General features: G+C 66.2%; 18 protein-coding genes. 8 read left to right on the forward strand and 10 right to left on the reverse strand.

The window, feature by feature from the left end; genetic code table 11:
* From ACUXH0_RS00360 to ACUXH0_RS00375, 4 genes are all read right to left on the reverse strand, one after another.
* A complete protein-coding gene (locus tag ACUXH0_RS00360; RefSeq protein ID WP_182593636.1) occupies window positions 1-1,872 on the reverse strand; it encodes a family 2A encapsulin nanocompartment cargo protein cysteine desulfurase in 1,872 nt (623 codons plus the stop codon).
* Window positions 1,847-2,785, reverse strand: coding sequence for a family 2A encapsulin nanocompartment shell protein (locus ACUXH0_RS00365; protein ID WP_182593635.1), 939 nt, complete (start codon window positions 2,783-2,785; stop codon window positions 1,847-1,849). Before ACUXH0_RS00365 ends, ACUXH0_RS00360 begins: the two co-directional genes overlap by 26 nt.
* A 90-nt stretch (window positions 2,786-2,875) precedes the next feature.
* Window positions 2,876-3,877 (reverse strand): serine O-acetyltransferase EpsC, encoded by a 1,002-nt coding sequence (gene epsC, locus ACUXH0_RS00370; RefSeq protein WP_182593634.1) that lies wholly within the window; start codon window positions 3,875-3,877, stop codon window positions 2,876-2,878.
* A 55-nt stretch (window positions 3,878-3,932) separates the two neighbouring features.
* Window positions 3,933-4,451: a rhodanese-like domain-containing protein gene (locus ACUXH0_RS00375; protein WP_004631500.1), complete on the reverse strand. Its 519-nt coding sequence runs from the start codon at window positions 4,449-4,451 to the stop codon at window positions 3,933-3,935.
* Window positions 4,452-4,696: 245 nt separating this feature from the next.
* On the opposite strand from ACUXH0_RS00375, the gene ACUXH0_RS00380 reads away from it, so the two are divergent.
* On the forward strand, window positions 4,697-6,115 hold the full coding sequence (locus ACUXH0_RS00380) for an aminotransferase-like domain-containing protein (protein ID WP_004631499.1): 1,419 nt from the start codon (window positions 4,697-4,699) through the stop codon (window positions 6,113-6,115).
* 73 nt (window positions 6,116-6,188) lie between these two features.
* On the forward strand, window positions 6,189-6,644 hold the full coding sequence (locus tag ACUXH0_RS00385) for a DUF3005 domain-containing protein (protein WP_182593633.1): 456 nt from the start codon (window positions 6,189-6,191) through the stop codon (window positions 6,642-6,644).
* A gap of 108 nt (window positions 6,645-6,752) precedes the next feature.
* Here ACUXH0_RS00385 and ACUXH0_RS00390 read toward each other — a convergent pair whose 3' ends face one another.
* Genes ACUXH0_RS00390 through ACUXH0_RS00400 form a run of 3 tightly spaced genes read right to left on the reverse strand, consistent with a single transcriptional unit; the run spans window position 6,753 to window position 8,847 of the window.
* Entirely contained in the window at window positions 6,753-7,532 is a 780-nt protein-coding gene (locus tag ACUXH0_RS00390; RefSeq protein WP_024542068.1) for an enoyl-CoA hydratase, read from the reverse strand.
* Complete coding sequence (locus tag ACUXH0_RS00395; RefSeq protein ID WP_004631496.1) at window positions 7,529-7,963, reverse strand: MarR family winged helix-turn-helix transcriptional regulator; 435 nt, start codon at window positions 7,961-7,963, stop codon at window positions 7,529-7,531. Before ACUXH0_RS00395 ends, ACUXH0_RS00390 begins: the two co-directional genes overlap by 4 nt.
* On the reverse strand, window positions 7,960-8,847 hold the full coding sequence (locus tag ACUXH0_RS00400) for an alpha/beta hydrolase family protein (RefSeq protein ID WP_182593632.1): 888 nt from the start codon (window positions 8,845-8,847) through the stop codon (window positions 7,960-7,962). The genes ACUXH0_RS00395 and ACUXH0_RS00400 overlap by 4 nt, the downstream gene beginning before the upstream one ends.
* A 117-nt stretch (window positions 8,848-8,964) precedes the next feature.
* Here ACUXH0_RS00400 and ACUXH0_RS00405 point away from each other — a divergent pair, with 117 nt between their 5' ends.
* Both ACUXH0_RS00405 and ACUXH0_RS00410 read left to right on the forward strand, forming a co-directional pair.
* Complete coding sequence (locus tag ACUXH0_RS00405) at window positions 8,965-9,318, forward strand: ArsR/SmtB family transcription factor (RefSeq protein WP_024542070.1); 354 nt, start codon at window positions 8,965-8,967, stop codon at window positions 9,316-9,318.
* Window positions 9,305-10,264 (forward strand): SRPBCC family protein, encoded by a 960-nt coding sequence (locus tag ACUXH0_RS00410; protein ID WP_004631493.1) that lies wholly within the window; start codon window positions 9,305-9,307, stop codon window positions 10,262-10,264. Before ACUXH0_RS00405 ends, ACUXH0_RS00410 begins: the two co-directional genes overlap by 14 nt.
* On the opposite strand, the gene ACUXH0_RS00415 is transcribed toward ACUXH0_RS00410, so the two are convergent.
* Together ACUXH0_RS00415 and ACUXH0_RS00420 are read right to left on the reverse strand one after the other, a co-directional pair.
* A complete protein-coding gene (locus tag ACUXH0_RS00415; protein ID WP_004631492.1) occupies window positions 10,254-10,379 on the reverse strand; it encodes a hypothetical protein in 126 nt (41 codons plus the stop codon). The genes ACUXH0_RS00410 and ACUXH0_RS00415 overlap by 11 nt on opposite strands.
* Complete coding sequence (locus tag ACUXH0_RS00420; RefSeq protein WP_182593631.1) at window positions 10,376-10,759, reverse strand: tautomerase family protein; 384 nt, start codon at window positions 10,757-10,759, stop codon at window positions 10,376-10,378. Before ACUXH0_RS00420 ends, ACUXH0_RS00415 begins: the two co-directional genes overlap by 4 nt.
* Window positions 10,760-10,862: 103 nt before the next feature.
* Between ACUXH0_RS00420 and ACUXH0_RS00425 the strand changes: the two genes are divergently transcribed.
* Both ACUXH0_RS00425 and ACUXH0_RS00430 read left to right on the forward strand, forming a co-directional pair.
* Window positions 10,863-11,717, forward strand: coding sequence for a LysR family transcriptional regulator (locus ACUXH0_RS00425; RefSeq protein ID WP_004631490.1), 855 nt, complete (start codon window positions 10,863-10,865; stop codon window positions 11,715-11,717).
* Between the two features lie 130 nt (window positions 11,718-11,847).
* A complete protein-coding gene (locus tag ACUXH0_RS00430) occupies window positions 11,848-12,411 on the forward strand; it encodes an alpha/beta hydrolase family protein (protein WP_259393652.1) in 564 nt (187 codons plus the stop codon).
* A 28-nt stretch (window positions 12,412-12,439) separates the two neighbouring features.
* On the opposite strand, the gene ACUXH0_RS00435 is transcribed toward ACUXH0_RS00430, so the two are convergent.
* Window positions 12,440-13,561, reverse strand: a complete 1,122-nt coding sequence (locus ACUXH0_RS00435; RefSeq protein ID WP_004631488.1) for a beta-ketoacyl-ACP synthase III — start codon at window positions 13,559-13,561, stop codon at window positions 12,440-12,442.
* Between the two features lie 192 nt (window positions 13,562-13,753).
* Between ACUXH0_RS00435 and copC the strand changes: the two genes are divergently transcribed.
* Together copC and copD are read left to right on the forward strand one after the other, a co-directional pair.
* Entirely contained in the window at window positions 13,754-14,125 is a 372-nt protein-coding gene (copC, locus tag ACUXH0_RS00440; RefSeq protein ID WP_137910742.1) for a copper homeostasis periplasmic binding protein CopC, read from the forward strand.
* A gap of 4 nt (window positions 14,126-14,129) precedes the next feature.
* Window positions 14,130-15,059 (forward strand): copper homeostasis membrane protein CopD, encoded by a 930-nt coding sequence (gene copD, locus ACUXH0_RS00445; RefSeq protein ID WP_182593630.1) that lies wholly within the window; start codon window positions 14,130-14,132, stop codon window positions 15,057-15,059.
* Window positions 15,060-15,127 lie beyond the last annotated feature (68 nt).

A 15,127-nucleotide genomic window follows, 5' to 3' on the forward strand; every position in this document is an offset into this window, starting at 1 on the left:
TTACCGCCGGGCCAGCGCCCCCACCACGCGCACGAGTTCATCCACCTCCTCGCACGTGTTGTAAAACGCCAGGGATGGCCGCACCGTGGCCTCCACCCCAAAGCGCCGCAGGATGGGCTGCGCACAGTGATGGCCGGAGCGCACGGCAATACCTTCGCGGTTGAGCGCCGCGCCCACTTCTTCGGTGCGGTACCCAGCCAGCGTGAACGACAGCACGCTCGCCTTGTTGGCAGCCGTACCGATCAGCCGCAAACCGGGAATGCGCGACAGCCCATGCGTGGCATACACCAGCAGGTCGTGCTCGTAGCGCGCGATGTGCTCCAGGCCGATACGTTCGACGTAATCAAGCGCAGCGCCCAGCCCCACCGCATCGGCAATGTTGCCGGTGCCGGCCTCGAAGCGCGCGGGTGCGGGCTGGTACAGCGTCTTCTCGAACGTGACGTCGGCAATCATGTTGCCGCCGCCCTGCCACGGCGGCAGCGTGTCGAGCAGATCCTGCTTGCCGTAGACCACGCCAATGCCCGTCGGCCCGAAGACCTTGTGGCCGGAGAACACGTAAAAGTCCGCGTCCAGCGCCTGCACGTTCACACGCAAGTGCGAGACCGCCTGCGCCCCGTCCACCAGCACGCGCGCGCCGGCCGCATGCGCCAGTGCGATGATCTCCTGCACGGGCGTCACCGTCCCAAGCGCATTCGACACCTGCGTGACCGACACCAACTTCGTCCGGCTGCTCAGCAGCTTGCGGTATTCATCCAGCAGGATCTGCCCGCTGTCGTCCACCGGAATCACGCGGATGCGCGCCCCCACCTGCACGGCCAGCTGCTGCCACGGCACGATGTTGGCGTGGTGCTCCAGGTGCGAGACGATGATCTCGTCCCCCGCGCCGATGTGCTGACGGCCAAACGTCTGCGCGACGAGGTTGATCGCCTCGGTGGCGCCGCGCACGAAGATGATCTCGCTTGCCGACCGCGCACCGAGAAAGCGCGCCGCCTTGTTGCGGGCACCCTCATATGCGTCGGTTGCACGTGCGGCCAGTTCATGCGCCGCGCGGTGGATGTTGGAGTTCTCGTGCGCGTAGAAATACGCCAGCCGATCGATCACCGCTTGCGGCTTGTGCGTGGTGGCAGCGTTGTCCAGCCAGATCAGCGGTCGGCCATTGACGCGCTCGGCCAGGATCGGAAAATCCCGCCGCACGGCATGCACGTCGAAAGCGCCAACGCGATGCGGCTGGTGGCTCTGCTGGTCCCTCGTATTGCGCGGTGCCTCCAGCGTGGGCGTGGGAGAGCCACCGGCTGGCGCGAGGAAATAGAACTGCCCCGCCTGCGCTGCGCCGCCGGGCTGCTGCAAGGCGTCGGGCCCGGCGGGCGGCGTGCCTGCCGCTGCATCGATCAACCGTGCCAGCGCATCGGTGCCCGGCAGCTGAAACGGCTGCGCCGAAACACGATCCTCCGGCACACCCGCCTCCGACGCCGCCACACCCGCATGCGGCACAGCGGACTGATAGCCGCTCGCCTCACCCAGGAAGTAGTACGGCGAACTCGGTGCCGAGACGGAATGCGCCGGTACAGGTTGGCCATGACCGGATGCAGCCTGCGGCAACGCCGCCGCATACTGCGTCGGCACGCCCAGCACAGGCACCTGCGGAGCAATCGGTGCGGCATCCGCAACGGGCAACGCACTGAGTTGCGGCGACGTACCCGCCGGCGCCAGATCGATAGAGGGCTCCGGCTCATGACCGGGCAGTGCTGTGAAGAACGCGTTGGCAAGTTGCGCCAGCGCGGCCACGTCCGGCAAACCTGCCGGCACATCGCCCACCGCCGGCGCCAGGCCGCTCACGCCAGGCGCATTACTTGTAAGTGTCGGGGTAGTCATGGTACTTGCCGATCTCCACGTCTTCGAGCACTGCCAGCGCGTCTTCGGTCAGCACGGCCAGCGAGCAATACAGCGAAATCAGATACGACGCGATGGCGTTCCGGTTGATGCCCATGAAGCGCACCGACAGCCCCGGGCTCTGCTCGCCCGCCACACCCGGCTGATACAAGGCGACCACGCCCTGGCGCTTGTCGCCCACGCGCAGCAGGAGGATCTTCGTGCGGCCGTTCTCGTCGATGGGCACCTTGTCCGACGGAATCAGCGGCAGGCCGCGCCACGTCAGGAACTGCGAGCCAAACAGGCTGACGGTCGGCGGCGGCACACCACGGCGCGTGCATTCGCGGCCAAACGCGGCAATCGCCAGCGGATGCGCAAGGAAGAACGCCGGCTCTTTCCAGACCTTGGTGATCAGCTCGTCCAGATCGTCAGGCGTGGGCGCGCCGGTGAGCGTGGAGATGCGCTGCGTTTCATCCACGTTGGCCAGCAGGCCGTAGTCGGGGTTGTTGATCAGTTCGCTTTCCTGACGCTCCTTGATGGTCTCGATGGTCAGGCGCAGCTGCTGCTGGATCTGATCGTGCGGGCTGCTGTACAGATCGGAGACACGCGTATGCACGTCCAGCACCGTCGTCACCGCGTTGAGGAAGTACTCGCGCGGATGTTCGTCGTAGTCGACAAAGGTCTGCGGCAGCTCTGCCTCGTCGCGCTGCGAGCAGGCAACACGCACATCGCGCGGATTCTTCACGCGGTTCAGGCGGAAGATGCCGGCCTCCACCGGCTGCCACTGCAGCAGGTGCACCAGCCAGCGTGGGCTGATGGTGGACAACTGCGGAACGGTCTTGGTCGCGTTCGCCAATTGGCGTGCGGCACTGTCGCCTAGCGCGGTGCGCACGTCCTGGGTATCTGCTTCTGCCATGCAATGACTCCCAACTTCATTTGAAAAAATGCCCCCGTTTCTCTGGCGGGTGCGGTGGATAAAACCGGTGGGAAAGGCACGTCGGGCGAATCAGCGCGCGGGGTGTGCCTCGCTGTGGCTGTGCGTGTGCGGCCGAGGGCTCTGAACGCCCTCCTGCACGCCGCTCTGTACGTTTGCCTGGGTGACGCTGCTGCCGGGCGGCACGCTGCGCGTGAGCCACACGTTGCCGCCAATGGACGAGCCGCGTCCGATGGTGATGCGCCCGAGGATGGTCGCGCCGGCGTAGATGACGACGTCGTCTTCCACCACCGGGTGGCGCGCAACGCCCTTCTCAAGATGGCCATCGGCATCGGCAGAAAAGCGCTTGGCACCGAGCGTCACCGCCTGGTAGATCCGAACGCGCTCGCCAATCACGGCGGTCTCACCAATCACCACGCCCGTACCGTGGTCGATGAAGAAGCCGCTGCCGATCTGGGCGCCGGGGTGGATGTCGATGCCGGTGTCGGCATGCGCGGTCTCGGCCACCATGCGCGCAAGCAGAGGCAACCCGGCGCGGTACAGGTGATGCGCAATGCGGTGATGGATGACGGCGAGGATGCCGGGGTAGCACAGCAGCACCTCGTCGACGCTGCGCGCTGCCGGATCACCGTGGTAGGCGGCCAGCACGTCGGTATCGAGTAGGCGACGCAGCGCGGGGAGTGCCGCCGCGAAGTCGCGCACGAGTTGCACCGCCTCGGCATCGGGATCGCGATCCACGGCGCGCGCCTGGCGCACCGTGTGACGCAGCTCCAGCCGCACCTGCGCCACCAGCGCATTGAGTGCCGAATCGAGCGTATGGCCGACATAGAAGTCTTCGCTTTCCTCACGCAAGTCTGTGGGGCCGAGCCGCATGGGGAAGAGGGCCCCGCGCAGCGCCTCCAGGATCTGCCGCACCGCCTCGCGCGAGGGCAACTCGCGGCCCGTGACTTCGGTACGGCCGTTGCGGGCGCGCCAATCAGCCCGGGCCGCACGCAGCTCGCTGACGATGCGGTCCAGTTGCCAGCCTGGGTCGTGCGCGGGCGCAGGCCTGCCCGCGATGACGCTATCGCTCATCGTCGCTCCCCTGTTCTGTTGGTTTGGTTGTTAGCGGATACGGATACGGTGGCGCTTAGTCCTGCTGCCAGGGCAGGCCCCAGCGGCGCCAGCCGCCGGCTTCGCCGCGCTGCTGCTGTTCGTCCAGATCGCCCTCAAAGCCTTCCAGCACGTTGAACACGTTCTGGAATCCGGCAGCGGCGGCGGCTTCCGCTGCGGCTGCAGAGCGTTTGCCACTGCGGCACAGCAGCAGCACCACGGCGCTCTTGGGCGCGGCTTTCTCCAGCTCGCGCAGGAAGCGCGGGTTCTTGATCATGGCGGGCCCGGTCTGCCACGCCGCGTGCGGGGTATCCGGCACACGACCCACGAACTTCCGTTCTTCTGCGGTACGCACGTCCACGAGTACGGCGTCGCCACGGCTGACCAGCGCCCAGGCTTCGGCCGGTGTCAGCCCGCCCGCATAGCGCAGTCCCTGCGCGCTGGCGTGGCTGCGTGCGCGCTCCAGCAGCGTTGACGAGGGTGTAGACAGCACGCTGTCGAGCACGGCCTGCACAGCCGGATCGCGTGGCGCAGTTTGAACGGTGGTGGCAGACATCGAACCTCCGACTTAGTGATCGCAACGAGCGCGCAATGGGTGACGGACAAGCCCACTCTAGCCGTGGGTGATATTTGATAAAACGAATAAAACCGCCCTTCGATCCACGGTCATCGCATAACGCCGGCCTGCATGACGCGCCGTACCGAAGCGCGTCCGTTGGTGCGCCGGGTCATTACAATGCGAACAGTCCCGAACAGTTGTACGTGACTGTTCCGAATCATCTGCCCGGAGGGCTACCGCCCATGAAACTCCAGATCGATCCCGCCACCCGCGTCCCCATCTCCGACCAGATCGTGGCCGGCGTGCAGGCGTGGATCGGCGGCAATGACGTGCGCCCCGGCGCCAAGCTGCCGTCGATCCGGCAACTGGCGGCCGACTACGGCATCAGCCGCTTCCCCGTGATCGAGGCATATGACCGGCTGGTCTCGCTGGGGCTGCTGGACTCGCGCCACGGCTCGGGCTTCTACGTGGCCGAGAGCAACCTGACCGGGCGCGACGGACGCGGCTGGTCGGACCCGCGCCGGGCCGAGGCCGAGTCCAAACACATCTTCGAGCAGTTCAGCTACCCCGACGGCATGCTCAAGCTCGGCGGCGGGTTCGTGCCGGCCGACTGGCGCGATGTCGACGGCCTGACGCAGGCCATCCGCCAGGTGTCGCGCACCGACACGCACGCGGTGATCGACTATTCCTCGCCACTCGGCAACACCGCGCTGCGGCATCAGGTCATGATGCGTGCGCGGCAGCTCGGCATCCAGGCCGAACAGCCCAATGTGCTGATTACCGCCGGCACGAGCCAGGCAATCGACCTGGTGATGCGGCACCTGCTGAAACCCGGCGACACGGTCTTTGTGGAGGACCCGGGCTATTACACCGTGTTTGGGCTGCTGCGGTTGCACGGCGTGAAGCTGGTCGGTATTCCGCGCCGCACCGACGGGCCTGACGTGGAAGTGACGGAAGCGATGCTGCGCGAGCACCGGCCCAAGCTGTTCTTCATCAATAGCGTGCTGCAGAACCCCACCGGCTCGGTCGTGTCGCCACCGGTCGCGTTCCGGCTGCTTGAACTGGCGCGGCGCCACGGTTTCACGTTTCTGGAAGACGACATCTTTGCCGACCTGCAGACCGATCCGACCGCGCGCCTAGCGACGCTGGATCAGCTCGATCACGTGATCTACGTGGGCGGATTTTCCAAGACGGTGTCGGCGTCGCTGCCGGTGGGTTACCTGATTGCCAAGCGCGAGCTGGTGCATGACCTGACCAACGTGAAGATGCTCACCAGCGTGGGGGGCTCGCGCTTTGCCGAGGCCGTGGTGAGCACGCTGCTGGAGCGCGGCGCCTATCGCAAATATGTGGAGCGGCTGCGCCAGCGCGCGGGTGACTCCGTCATCGCGTCGCTCGATGTGCTGGCCGATGCGGGCTGGGAGGTGTTTCACCATCCGTCAGGCGGCAACTTCCTGTGGGCGCGTGTGCCGCATGTGGAGGATTCGCGCGATCTGGCGGCCACCGCAGAAAAGCATGGTGTGACGCTGGCGCCCGGGCATTACTTCCGCCCGAACCTGGAGGTATCGCCGTGGGTGCGCATCAATAGCGCCTATGCGACGGAGCCGCGTGCGGTGGCCTTCCTGCAAGAAGCCGGGCGCCGGCCGGGCCGCAAGCGCGCCTGACGCACGAGGCCGGGCACGCGCGTTGCGGCGCTGTTGAGGTTCATGCCGCATGCAGCGGCGCAGGAGCCCGATCATGCACAACGCCGAGCACAACCAAGCGCAGCCTCAGCCCGAAGAGCCCGTCACCCGCCAACCCGAAGGCGCCAAGCTGACGAAACCGCCGTCCGACTCGCCCCGCAACGACCCGCTTGCGCGCGCCTCCCACCGCATCCGCTCCGTCGACGCGGCGGGTGCCGAGGCGACTGACAACACCGTCGACACAGACGGGAAGGGCCTGGAGGCTGCGAAGAGCCCATCACAGTGGCAAGACAACGTGATCTACTCCAACGCCTCGCTCGACAACAGCCGCCCCGAGCCCGATCCGGCAGCACCCATCGCCGGGGTAGACAGCCGGCCAAGCCAAGGGCGCCCCACCATCGCTGTGCAGCCTGGCCAGCGCGTCGTCATGCGGGGCGTGGTAGACGAAACGGCACGCAACGGTACGCGCGCTGCGCAGCGGTTTTCCGTGGAAGAGGATGAGCAGCCGTAGCATGGCGCGTTGACCCGCCCTTCCCTCGGAGAGGTAGCCCAACCCGCGCTCAGGTAGTTGAATCGCCACCGCGCGGGCTGAAGGTGCGCGGGAAGGCCACCGGCGCGCTCAGTGCGCCACGGCGTTGAAATTGGGCGGCCGTCGATCGACGAACGCCCGGAAGGCTTCATGCGCCTCCGGAGACTTCAGCCGCTGCGCAAAGCAGGCGCTCTCCGCATCCATCTGCTGTTTGAGCAGTTCGGCATCGCGCATCAGGCGCTTGGTTTCGGTCAGGGCGCCGAGCGGCTGGCGCGCCAGTCGGGCAGCAACGGCTTGCGCCTCCGTGCCGAGCTGGTACAGCGGCACCACGCGATTCGCCAACCCCCACGCGAGCGCCGATTCGGCGCTTACCGCATCGCCCAGCGCGAACATCTCGAACGCGCGCACGTGACCTAGGCGCGCGGGCATCAGCAGGCTCGATGCCGCTTCCGGCACCAGCGCCAGATTGACGAACGGCGTGGAAAGCTGCGCGTTGTCGGCCAACAGCACGAAATCGCAATGCAGGAGCATGGTCGTGCCAATGCCGACCGCGCGGCCTTGCACGGCCGCCACCAGCGGGCGCGTGGCACGCGCGAGCGCATGCAGGAAGCGGATGACGTTGCGCTCGCCATCGCCCTTGTCGCCCGTCATGGCGATCGATGCGAATTCGCCGATGTCGTTGCCGGCGGAGAACATGTCGCCTTCTGCGCGCAGCAACACCACGCGCACAGTGTTGTCGCGCTCGGCGGCGGTCAGCGCATCGGCCAGCGCGCCGTACATCGCGTCGGTCATGGCGTTCTTCTTGTCGGCGCGCGCCAGGGTGAGCGTCAGCACGCCGTCGGCGTTGTGGCTCTGGATGTGTTCACTCATTGCTCGTCTCCGTTGGGGAACTTGGTTTGCAGGCTGGCCAGCCAGCGTGCGACAACGTCAATTTCGGCGTCGGTAAAACCTTCGGTCAGCCGCGCGTTCAGTTCGGCCAGGCCGTTGCGTGTTGCTGCCAAGGCTTCGCGGCCGGCGGGCGTGATCCAGAGTTGCCAGGCGCGGCCATCCTTGGCGTCAGCGCGGCGCTCGATGAGGCCGGCGTCGGTGGTTCGATCGACCAGGCCGCTCATGGCGGAGGGGCCGAGGTCCAGCGCGGCGCCAGCTTCGCGCATCAACGCGCCGTCGTTCTTCTCCAGGAAGAACAGCAGGCCGGACTGCGCGGCGGTCACGCCCTCGCCGGTACGCGATTGAATCCAGCGCTGCAAGCGGCGTTGTCCAACGCTGATCAGATACACAAGGCGGCGGTCGGGCGCAGTCATGCAGCCTCCACTTCGTTGCGTGGGGCGGCGGCACGCTCGCGCAGCCAATCCACCAGACCTGGCCACAGCGTGGTGGCGAACTGCGAGCGGAAGAAGCCCAGGTGCCCCACCGCGCCGCCGGCCTGCGCAGGCGCGATCTGCCGGCGCTCGACCCACGTGTTCGTGAAGTGCATCGTCAACGCATTGATGGCGGCGGGCGTGGCCCACGGGTCGTCGTCAAAGCCATAGACGAGCACCGGATGCGTCACGCGGTTGAAGCGCTCGATGGCGCCGAGCGTCGGATCATCGAAGAAGTAGCGCTGCATGCCGGCCCACGCGCCCCATTCGATGGCAACGCCGCCCGGCAGGTCTTCGCCCAGGCCCATCCGCTTGCCGGGCACGTAGCCGATCAGCCGCGCCATCAAGGGGCCAACGCCGCGCAGGATCAGCTCCACGCGCAAGCGTTCGCCGCGTTGGCGGATGAAGCGCGAGTTGCCCGTGTGGCAGGCCACTTGCACAACGCCCGCGACATCCCAGTCTGCGCAGCACAGGCCGATGGCGTGGCCGCCCACCGAGTGCCCGACCGCCAGGTGGGGCAACTCCGGATAGCGCGCCCTTGCCCACCGCATCACACCTTCGGCGTCGAGCAGCGCCCAGTCGCGCATGCGGGCAGCAAAGCGGCGCAGGCTCTTGGGCCGGGATGCGCCGATGCCACGGTAGTCGTACGTCATCGTGTGGAAGCCGTGCTCGGCCAGGAATTTGGCAAAGGCTTGATAGATGCGTTGCGGCACGCCCGTGGCCGGGTGCATGACGACCACGCCCTGCGGCGTGCCGGCGGCCGTCCAGAGCATGGCGCCCAGCGGGTAACCGTCGGTGGCGGGAATGGTGTGCGGTGTGCTGTTCATTGCGGCGATTTAGTTCGCATGCGAAGTTTTTTACTTTGTATGCGAAGTAAATTGGCCTGTCAACGACAGAAAGATAAAGTACTTGCTTAACTATTCGGACTCGCTATAGTTAACCACATGCTTAACCATGACACCTCTCTCGATCTCGCCTTCCAGGCACTGGCCGACGGCAACCGGCGCGCGATGCTGGTGCAGCTCGTGCGCGGGCCGGCGTCGGTGAGCGAACTTGCCCAACCCCTCGATATCTCGCTGCCCGCGGTGATGCAGCACCTGTCGGTGCTGGAGAACTCCGGTCTCGTGCGATCGGAAAAAGTGGGCCGCGTGCGGACTTGCCGTATCGAACCCGGGGCGCTGAGCCTCGCAGAGCAGTGGATCAACCAACGACGCCTGGAGTGGGAACAGCACTTCGACCGCCTCGGCGCCTATCTGGAAACACTCAAGACCCAAGGAGACTTGCATGACGACCATTGACAGCCCCGCCGGCACGACCCTGCGCCCTCTCGTGATCTCGCGCACGTTTCCCGTTTCGCGCGACTGGGTCTTCAAGGCCTGGAGCACCGCCGACCACATCAAGCGCTGGTTCTGCCCGACGCACTACACGGTGCCCGACGCGACGGTGGAGTTTCGCGTGGGCGGCAAGTTCGATGTGTGCATGCGCTCGCCCGAGGGGCAAGACCACTGGTCGCGCGGCCACTTTCTGGAGATCGTGCCCAACGCGCGCCTCGTCATCGACATGAACGTGGTGGACGGCGACAACCGCCCGCTGATGAACGCCCACACCGTCGTCACCTTTGCCGAGGAAACCGGCGGTGGAACGCGCATGGAAGTCACCCAGACCCACACGCCGCTCGCGCCGATTGCCGAGATGATGATCAAGGGTGCGCCCGAAGGCTGGAAGCAGACGCTGGACAAGCTGGAGCGCGAAGCCGCAAGCATGCCGCTGGCCGAAGGCATTCAGCGCTCCGTCGTGCATGCCACCTTTACGGTGGAACGCACGTACGACGCACCGCGCTCGCGCGTGTTCAAGGCACTGACCGACCCGGCCGCCAAGGCCAAGTGGTTTGCCGGCGGCAACGGCTACACGCTGCTCGTGCGTGAAATGGATGCCACGCCCGGCGGCCGCGAAGTCGTCAAGGGCCGGTGGGACAGCGGTGTCGTGTCCAGCTTCGAGGCCCTGTATCACGACGTCATCCCCAACGAACGCGTCGTCTATTCGTACGTGATGCACCTGGACGACCGCAAGATCTCCGCCTCACTCGCCACGTTGGAGTTGCGTGAGCCGAAGGACGGCTCCGGCGGCACGCACCTCGTCATGACCGAGCAAGGCGCCTTCCTGGATGGCTACGACGACTCCGGATCGCGCGAGCGCGGCACGCAGTTCCTGCTCGACATGCTGGGCAATTCGCTCAAGGACTGAGCCTTTGCAAGACGTCGCGCGCGACGACCGCCAACGTGACCGCCGCGCCGACGATCAACACTGCCGCCCACAGCACGCCGCCCAGGTGCGCCAGAAGCGCCTGGCGCGGCGTCATTGCGCGTACTGCGCGAGACCGTTTCCGAACGACCAGTTCTCGGGCAGCACCTCCACCAAGTTGATGAATACGTCTTCGGGCCGTACGCCGGGCTTGTCGCCCAGCAACTCGACGATACGGCGATAGAGCGCCTGCTTCTGCTCAAGGTTGCGCGTGTTGTTGGCGGTGATCTGGATGATCACCACGTCGTCGCTACGCGCAAGGCCGAAGTACGTCGGGCTGACGCTGAAGGTGCTGGCGTCGTGCTCGGTGAGCGTCATGAAGCGATCGTCTTCCGGCACGTTGAACGTCTCGCGCATGGCGCGATAGACGCCGTCGAAAATGGCCTGGTGATAAGCGGCAGGCTTGCCGCGCCGCAGCGACATTTGAACGAGAGGCATGGCGGACTCCGTGATTTGCAGTCACGACAGAATGCCTCACGTTGATCATTGAAAAAAGACATCCTAAGATATTTCAATCATTCGATTTCAAAATGATTTGACCATGAGGATGCTCGATCTGGAGGCCGTCCAGGCCTTTGTGCTGACCGCCGATCTGAAGAGCTTCACGCGCGCGGCAGAGGCCATGGACTCCACGCAATCTGCCGTGAGCCTGAAGATCAAGCGGCTGGAAGATGCGCTGGGCCGCCGGCTTCTGGAACGCACGCCGCGCCTGGTGCGGTTGTCTCAGGACGGGGCGGCGTTCCTTGCGGCGGCGCGCGAACTGGTGGCCGCGCACGAAGGGGCGCTGGGCGCGTTTGGCGTGGAACGGCGGCGCTTGTCGGTCGGGATGAGCCACCACATCGTCGGCGCGGAACTGCCACGGCTGCTGCGGCAGATGGGTCGCGCCGAGCCCGCCCTGACGCTGGAGATCCGCATAGCCAGTTCCTGGGAAATCCTGGAGATGTTTGAAAGCGGCGCGTTGGATGCCGCCATCGTGCTGCGCCACGACAACCGGCGCACCGACGGCGAAGTGCTGATGGACGAACCCTTTGGCTGGATGGCCGCACCCGACTTCGAGCACCGCGCGGGCGAACCCGTCCGCCTGGCCAATCAGACCGAAACGTGCCGCATACGACAGATGGCAACGACAGCATTGGACGCCGCCGGCATCGCCTGGCAAGAGGTGTTCGTCGGGGGCGGCGTGGCCACCATTGGCGCAGCGGTGGCGGCTGGCCTTGCGGTGGCGGCACTCAGCCGACGCGTGGCACCGGCCGGCACCATCGACGTGGGCGAAGCGCTCGGCCTGCCGCCGCTGCCGCCGCGCAGCGTGGTGCTGCACTCGCGGCTCGCCGATCCGGTCGCGAAGAAGGCGCTGCGGACGTTTGCCACCACGTTGCGGGCCACGGGCGGACGATAGCGGGACGCCCCTGCCGCACGCGCATTTTGCGCAATCGCGGCACCGCGCGACGCCTGCGGGGCGACTATGCTTTGCCGCATGAAACCGCGCACTGAACACGATTACCACCGCCGCATCGCCCATCGGCGCCGTGGGCTTCTCGTTGGGCGGCTACACCGTGCTGGAACTGGCCGGCGCACGCACGGATGTCGCAGCCTTCATGGCGTTCTGCGGCTCGCCACAGGCCGATGCAATCTGCCATCCACCCGAGATGGCCGGCGCGCAGATCAACCCCACCGTCGCCACGACGAGATCACCGCAGACGGAAGCGTCGCTCGCCCGCTCCGGTGCGTCCTACCGCGACGCACGCATCCAAGCCGTCTTTGCGATGGCGCCCGCACTGGGCATGGCGATGGACGCCACGTCGCTTGGCAACATCAGCATCCCGGTCTCGCTGATGGCCGGAGACGCGGATGTCACCGTGCCTATCGACACCAACGTACGCCGCGTCGCCAAGATGCTGCCCAAGGCCGATCTGCTGCTGGTGCCGGGCGCGTCGCACTACACGTTCGTGGACACGTGCCTGCCAGGTGCCGCACCCCACGTGCCGCTGCTGTGCAAGGACAACGCCGGCGTCGATCGCGATGCGGTGCATGCCCAGGCCGTGCGTCGGGCGCTGGACTTTTTCGCGGCGACGCTGCCCGGTCAGACCTGAGCGTCGCCCGCGATTCGATGCAGATCGATTACTGCTTCTGCACCGCCACGCTGCCGATCGAATAGCCCGCGCCAAACGAGCAGATCATGCCCAGGTCGCCCGACTTCAGGTCGGCACGGTGGCGGTGGAACGCAATGATGGAACCCGCCGATGCGGTGTTGGCAAACTCATCCAGAATGACCGGCGCCTCGTCGGCCGATGCATCGTGCCCAAGCAGGCGCTTGCCGATCAGCTGGTTCATCGCCAGGTTGGCCTGATGCAGCCAGAAGCGGCGCACGTCGGCCGGGGCATGGCCCAGTTGCTGCAGATGGCCGGCAATGTGCTCGGCCGCCATCGGGCAGACTTCCTTGAAGACCTTGCGGCCTTCCTGGCGGAAGAGCTGATCGCGGTCGTCCGGGTTGCGGTCTTCGCTGCGCGAGAGGTAGCCGGCGTTGTTGCGGATGTTGTTGGAAAAGCTCGTCGCGCACTTGGTGCCGAGCACACGCCAGGCGTCCGCAGAGCGCGTGTCTTCCGCGCGCTCGACCAGCACGGCCGTGCACACGTCGCCGAAGATGAAGTGGCAGTCGCGGTCTTTCCAATCGAGGTGGCCGGAGGTGATCTCGGGGCTCACCACCAGCGCGGCGCGCGCTGTGCCGCTGCGCACGGCGTTGATGGCCTGCTCCAGCCCGAAGGTGGCCGACGAGCATGCGACGTTCATGTCGAACGCATAACCGCCTGCGCCGATGCCGTTCTGGATCTCGACACCCAATGCCGGATACGGGCGCTGGAAGTTGGACGTCGCACAGAGCAGCATGTCGACGTCGGCGGCGTCGCGTCCGGCAGCGACCAATGCGTCGCGCGCGGCGGCCACGCCAATCTCGGCTTGCAGCGACAGCACATCGTCGGGGCGCGGCGTCAGGTGCGGGCGCATGCGCGTCGGGTCCAGCACGCCGGCCTTGTCGATCACGTAGCGCTGTCGAATACCCGAAGCCTTCTCAATGAACTCGGCCGACGACTCCGCCAGCGGCGTCAGCTCGCCCGCCGCAATCGCTGCGGCGTGCTGCGCGTTGTAGCGCTGGGTGTAGGCGTTGTAGGAGGCGACCAGCTCCTCGTTGGTGATGACCTCGGGCGCGACCCACAGGCCCGTGCCGCTGATGACGACGTCGTGCATACCCGGAATTTGTGAATTTTTCGTGGCGGCGACGATAGCACATCGGCCGGCCAAATGCGGGTTGCAGGATGTGATCGTTTACATCTAGTTGGGCCTTGCGCTGCAGCGCACATGGGTAGGCGCACCCTTGAGCGAAAAACAATGCGTTACGCTAGTCGCCATCCCCGAACTTCGCAGGAAACCCGCACACCTATGCTCAGCCCTTTCCGAATTGCCCAAGCGTGTGTGGCCGTTGGCGCCGCCCTCACTACCTCGCTGGCGCTGGCCCATCCGAAACTGCTCTCGGCCAATCCCGCCGACAAGTCCGTTGGCCCCGCACCGGCCCAGATTGCGCTCCATTTCTCGGAAAAACTGGTTGCCCAGTTCTGCGACGCCACGCTGATCATGAACGCAGCCTCCGGCTCGACGAATGTCGCTGCCAAGGTCGCCACGAGCAGCGATGGGCGGACACTGACGGTATCGCCCACGCAGCAGCTCGCGCCTGGGGCGTACCGCGTTGACTGGCATGTCGTGGCCGCAGACACGCACCGCGTGACCGGCAACCTGACGTTCCAGGTGAAGTAACGCGATGCCCGAGGACTGGCTGGCGGTCATCCTGCGCTTTTCGCTGTACCTGGATTTGATGGTGCTCTTTGGCGTGCCGCTTTTCAGCCTTTACGCGCTTGGGCCAAGCGGCAAATCTCCGGCCATCCCGCGGTTGTACGGCACGGTGGCCGCAGCATCGGCATTGGCCGGCATCGTGCTGTCGATCTGGGACGTGGTGGCGATGGCCGAGTCGATGACCGGCGCCTCCCGCTACAGCCAGCTGAGCAGCCGTGTCTTCGACATGATCCTGACCGGCACCGCAGTCGGCGCGGCATGGCTGGTACGCATGGCGGTGCTTGCGGCCGGTCTTCTCGTGGGAATCGCATGGCGCCAAGATCCGCTCCGCCAGCGGGCCGTGCTTGCGGCGTCGGGCGCCATCGCGCTGGCCACGCTTGCATGGGCCGGGCACGGTGCCATGGACGACGCCTTGCGCGGCGCACTCCATCTTGCCGCCGACATTACGCATCTGCTGGCCGCTGGCATGTGGGTGGGTGCCCTGGTCGCATTCGTGTTGCTGTCGTCTGCCCGACATGCAGACACGCCCGATACTGTGCAAACGCTCAGCCGTGCCTCCAGCGGCTTCGCGACCATCGGCACGTGCATCGTTGGGATGTTGATCGCCACGGGCGTCGTCAACTATGTGCTGGTTGCCGGCCCGACGCTCGATGCACTCTTCACGGTGCCGTATGGGTGGTTGCTGCTCGGCAAGCTCACGCTGTTTGTGTTGATGCTCGCGCTGGCTGCGGGCAATCGCTATCGATTGAGCCCCCGGCTCGCGACTGCAATCCGCGCTGGCGATTGCGCAAGCGCGGCCAGGGCGCTGCACAACAGCCTGCGGGCGGAAGCCGGTCTTGCCATGCTGATCCTGGCGCTGGTGGCATGGCTCGGCATGCTGTCGCCGCTGCCTTCTTAGTGCCGGCGCAGGCAGCAAAAAAAAAGGGCGACAGCACCGCTCTGTCACCCGCTCTTTGTTGCGTACCG

Source organism: Ralstonia sp. 110700041-2 (assembly GCF_056280165.1).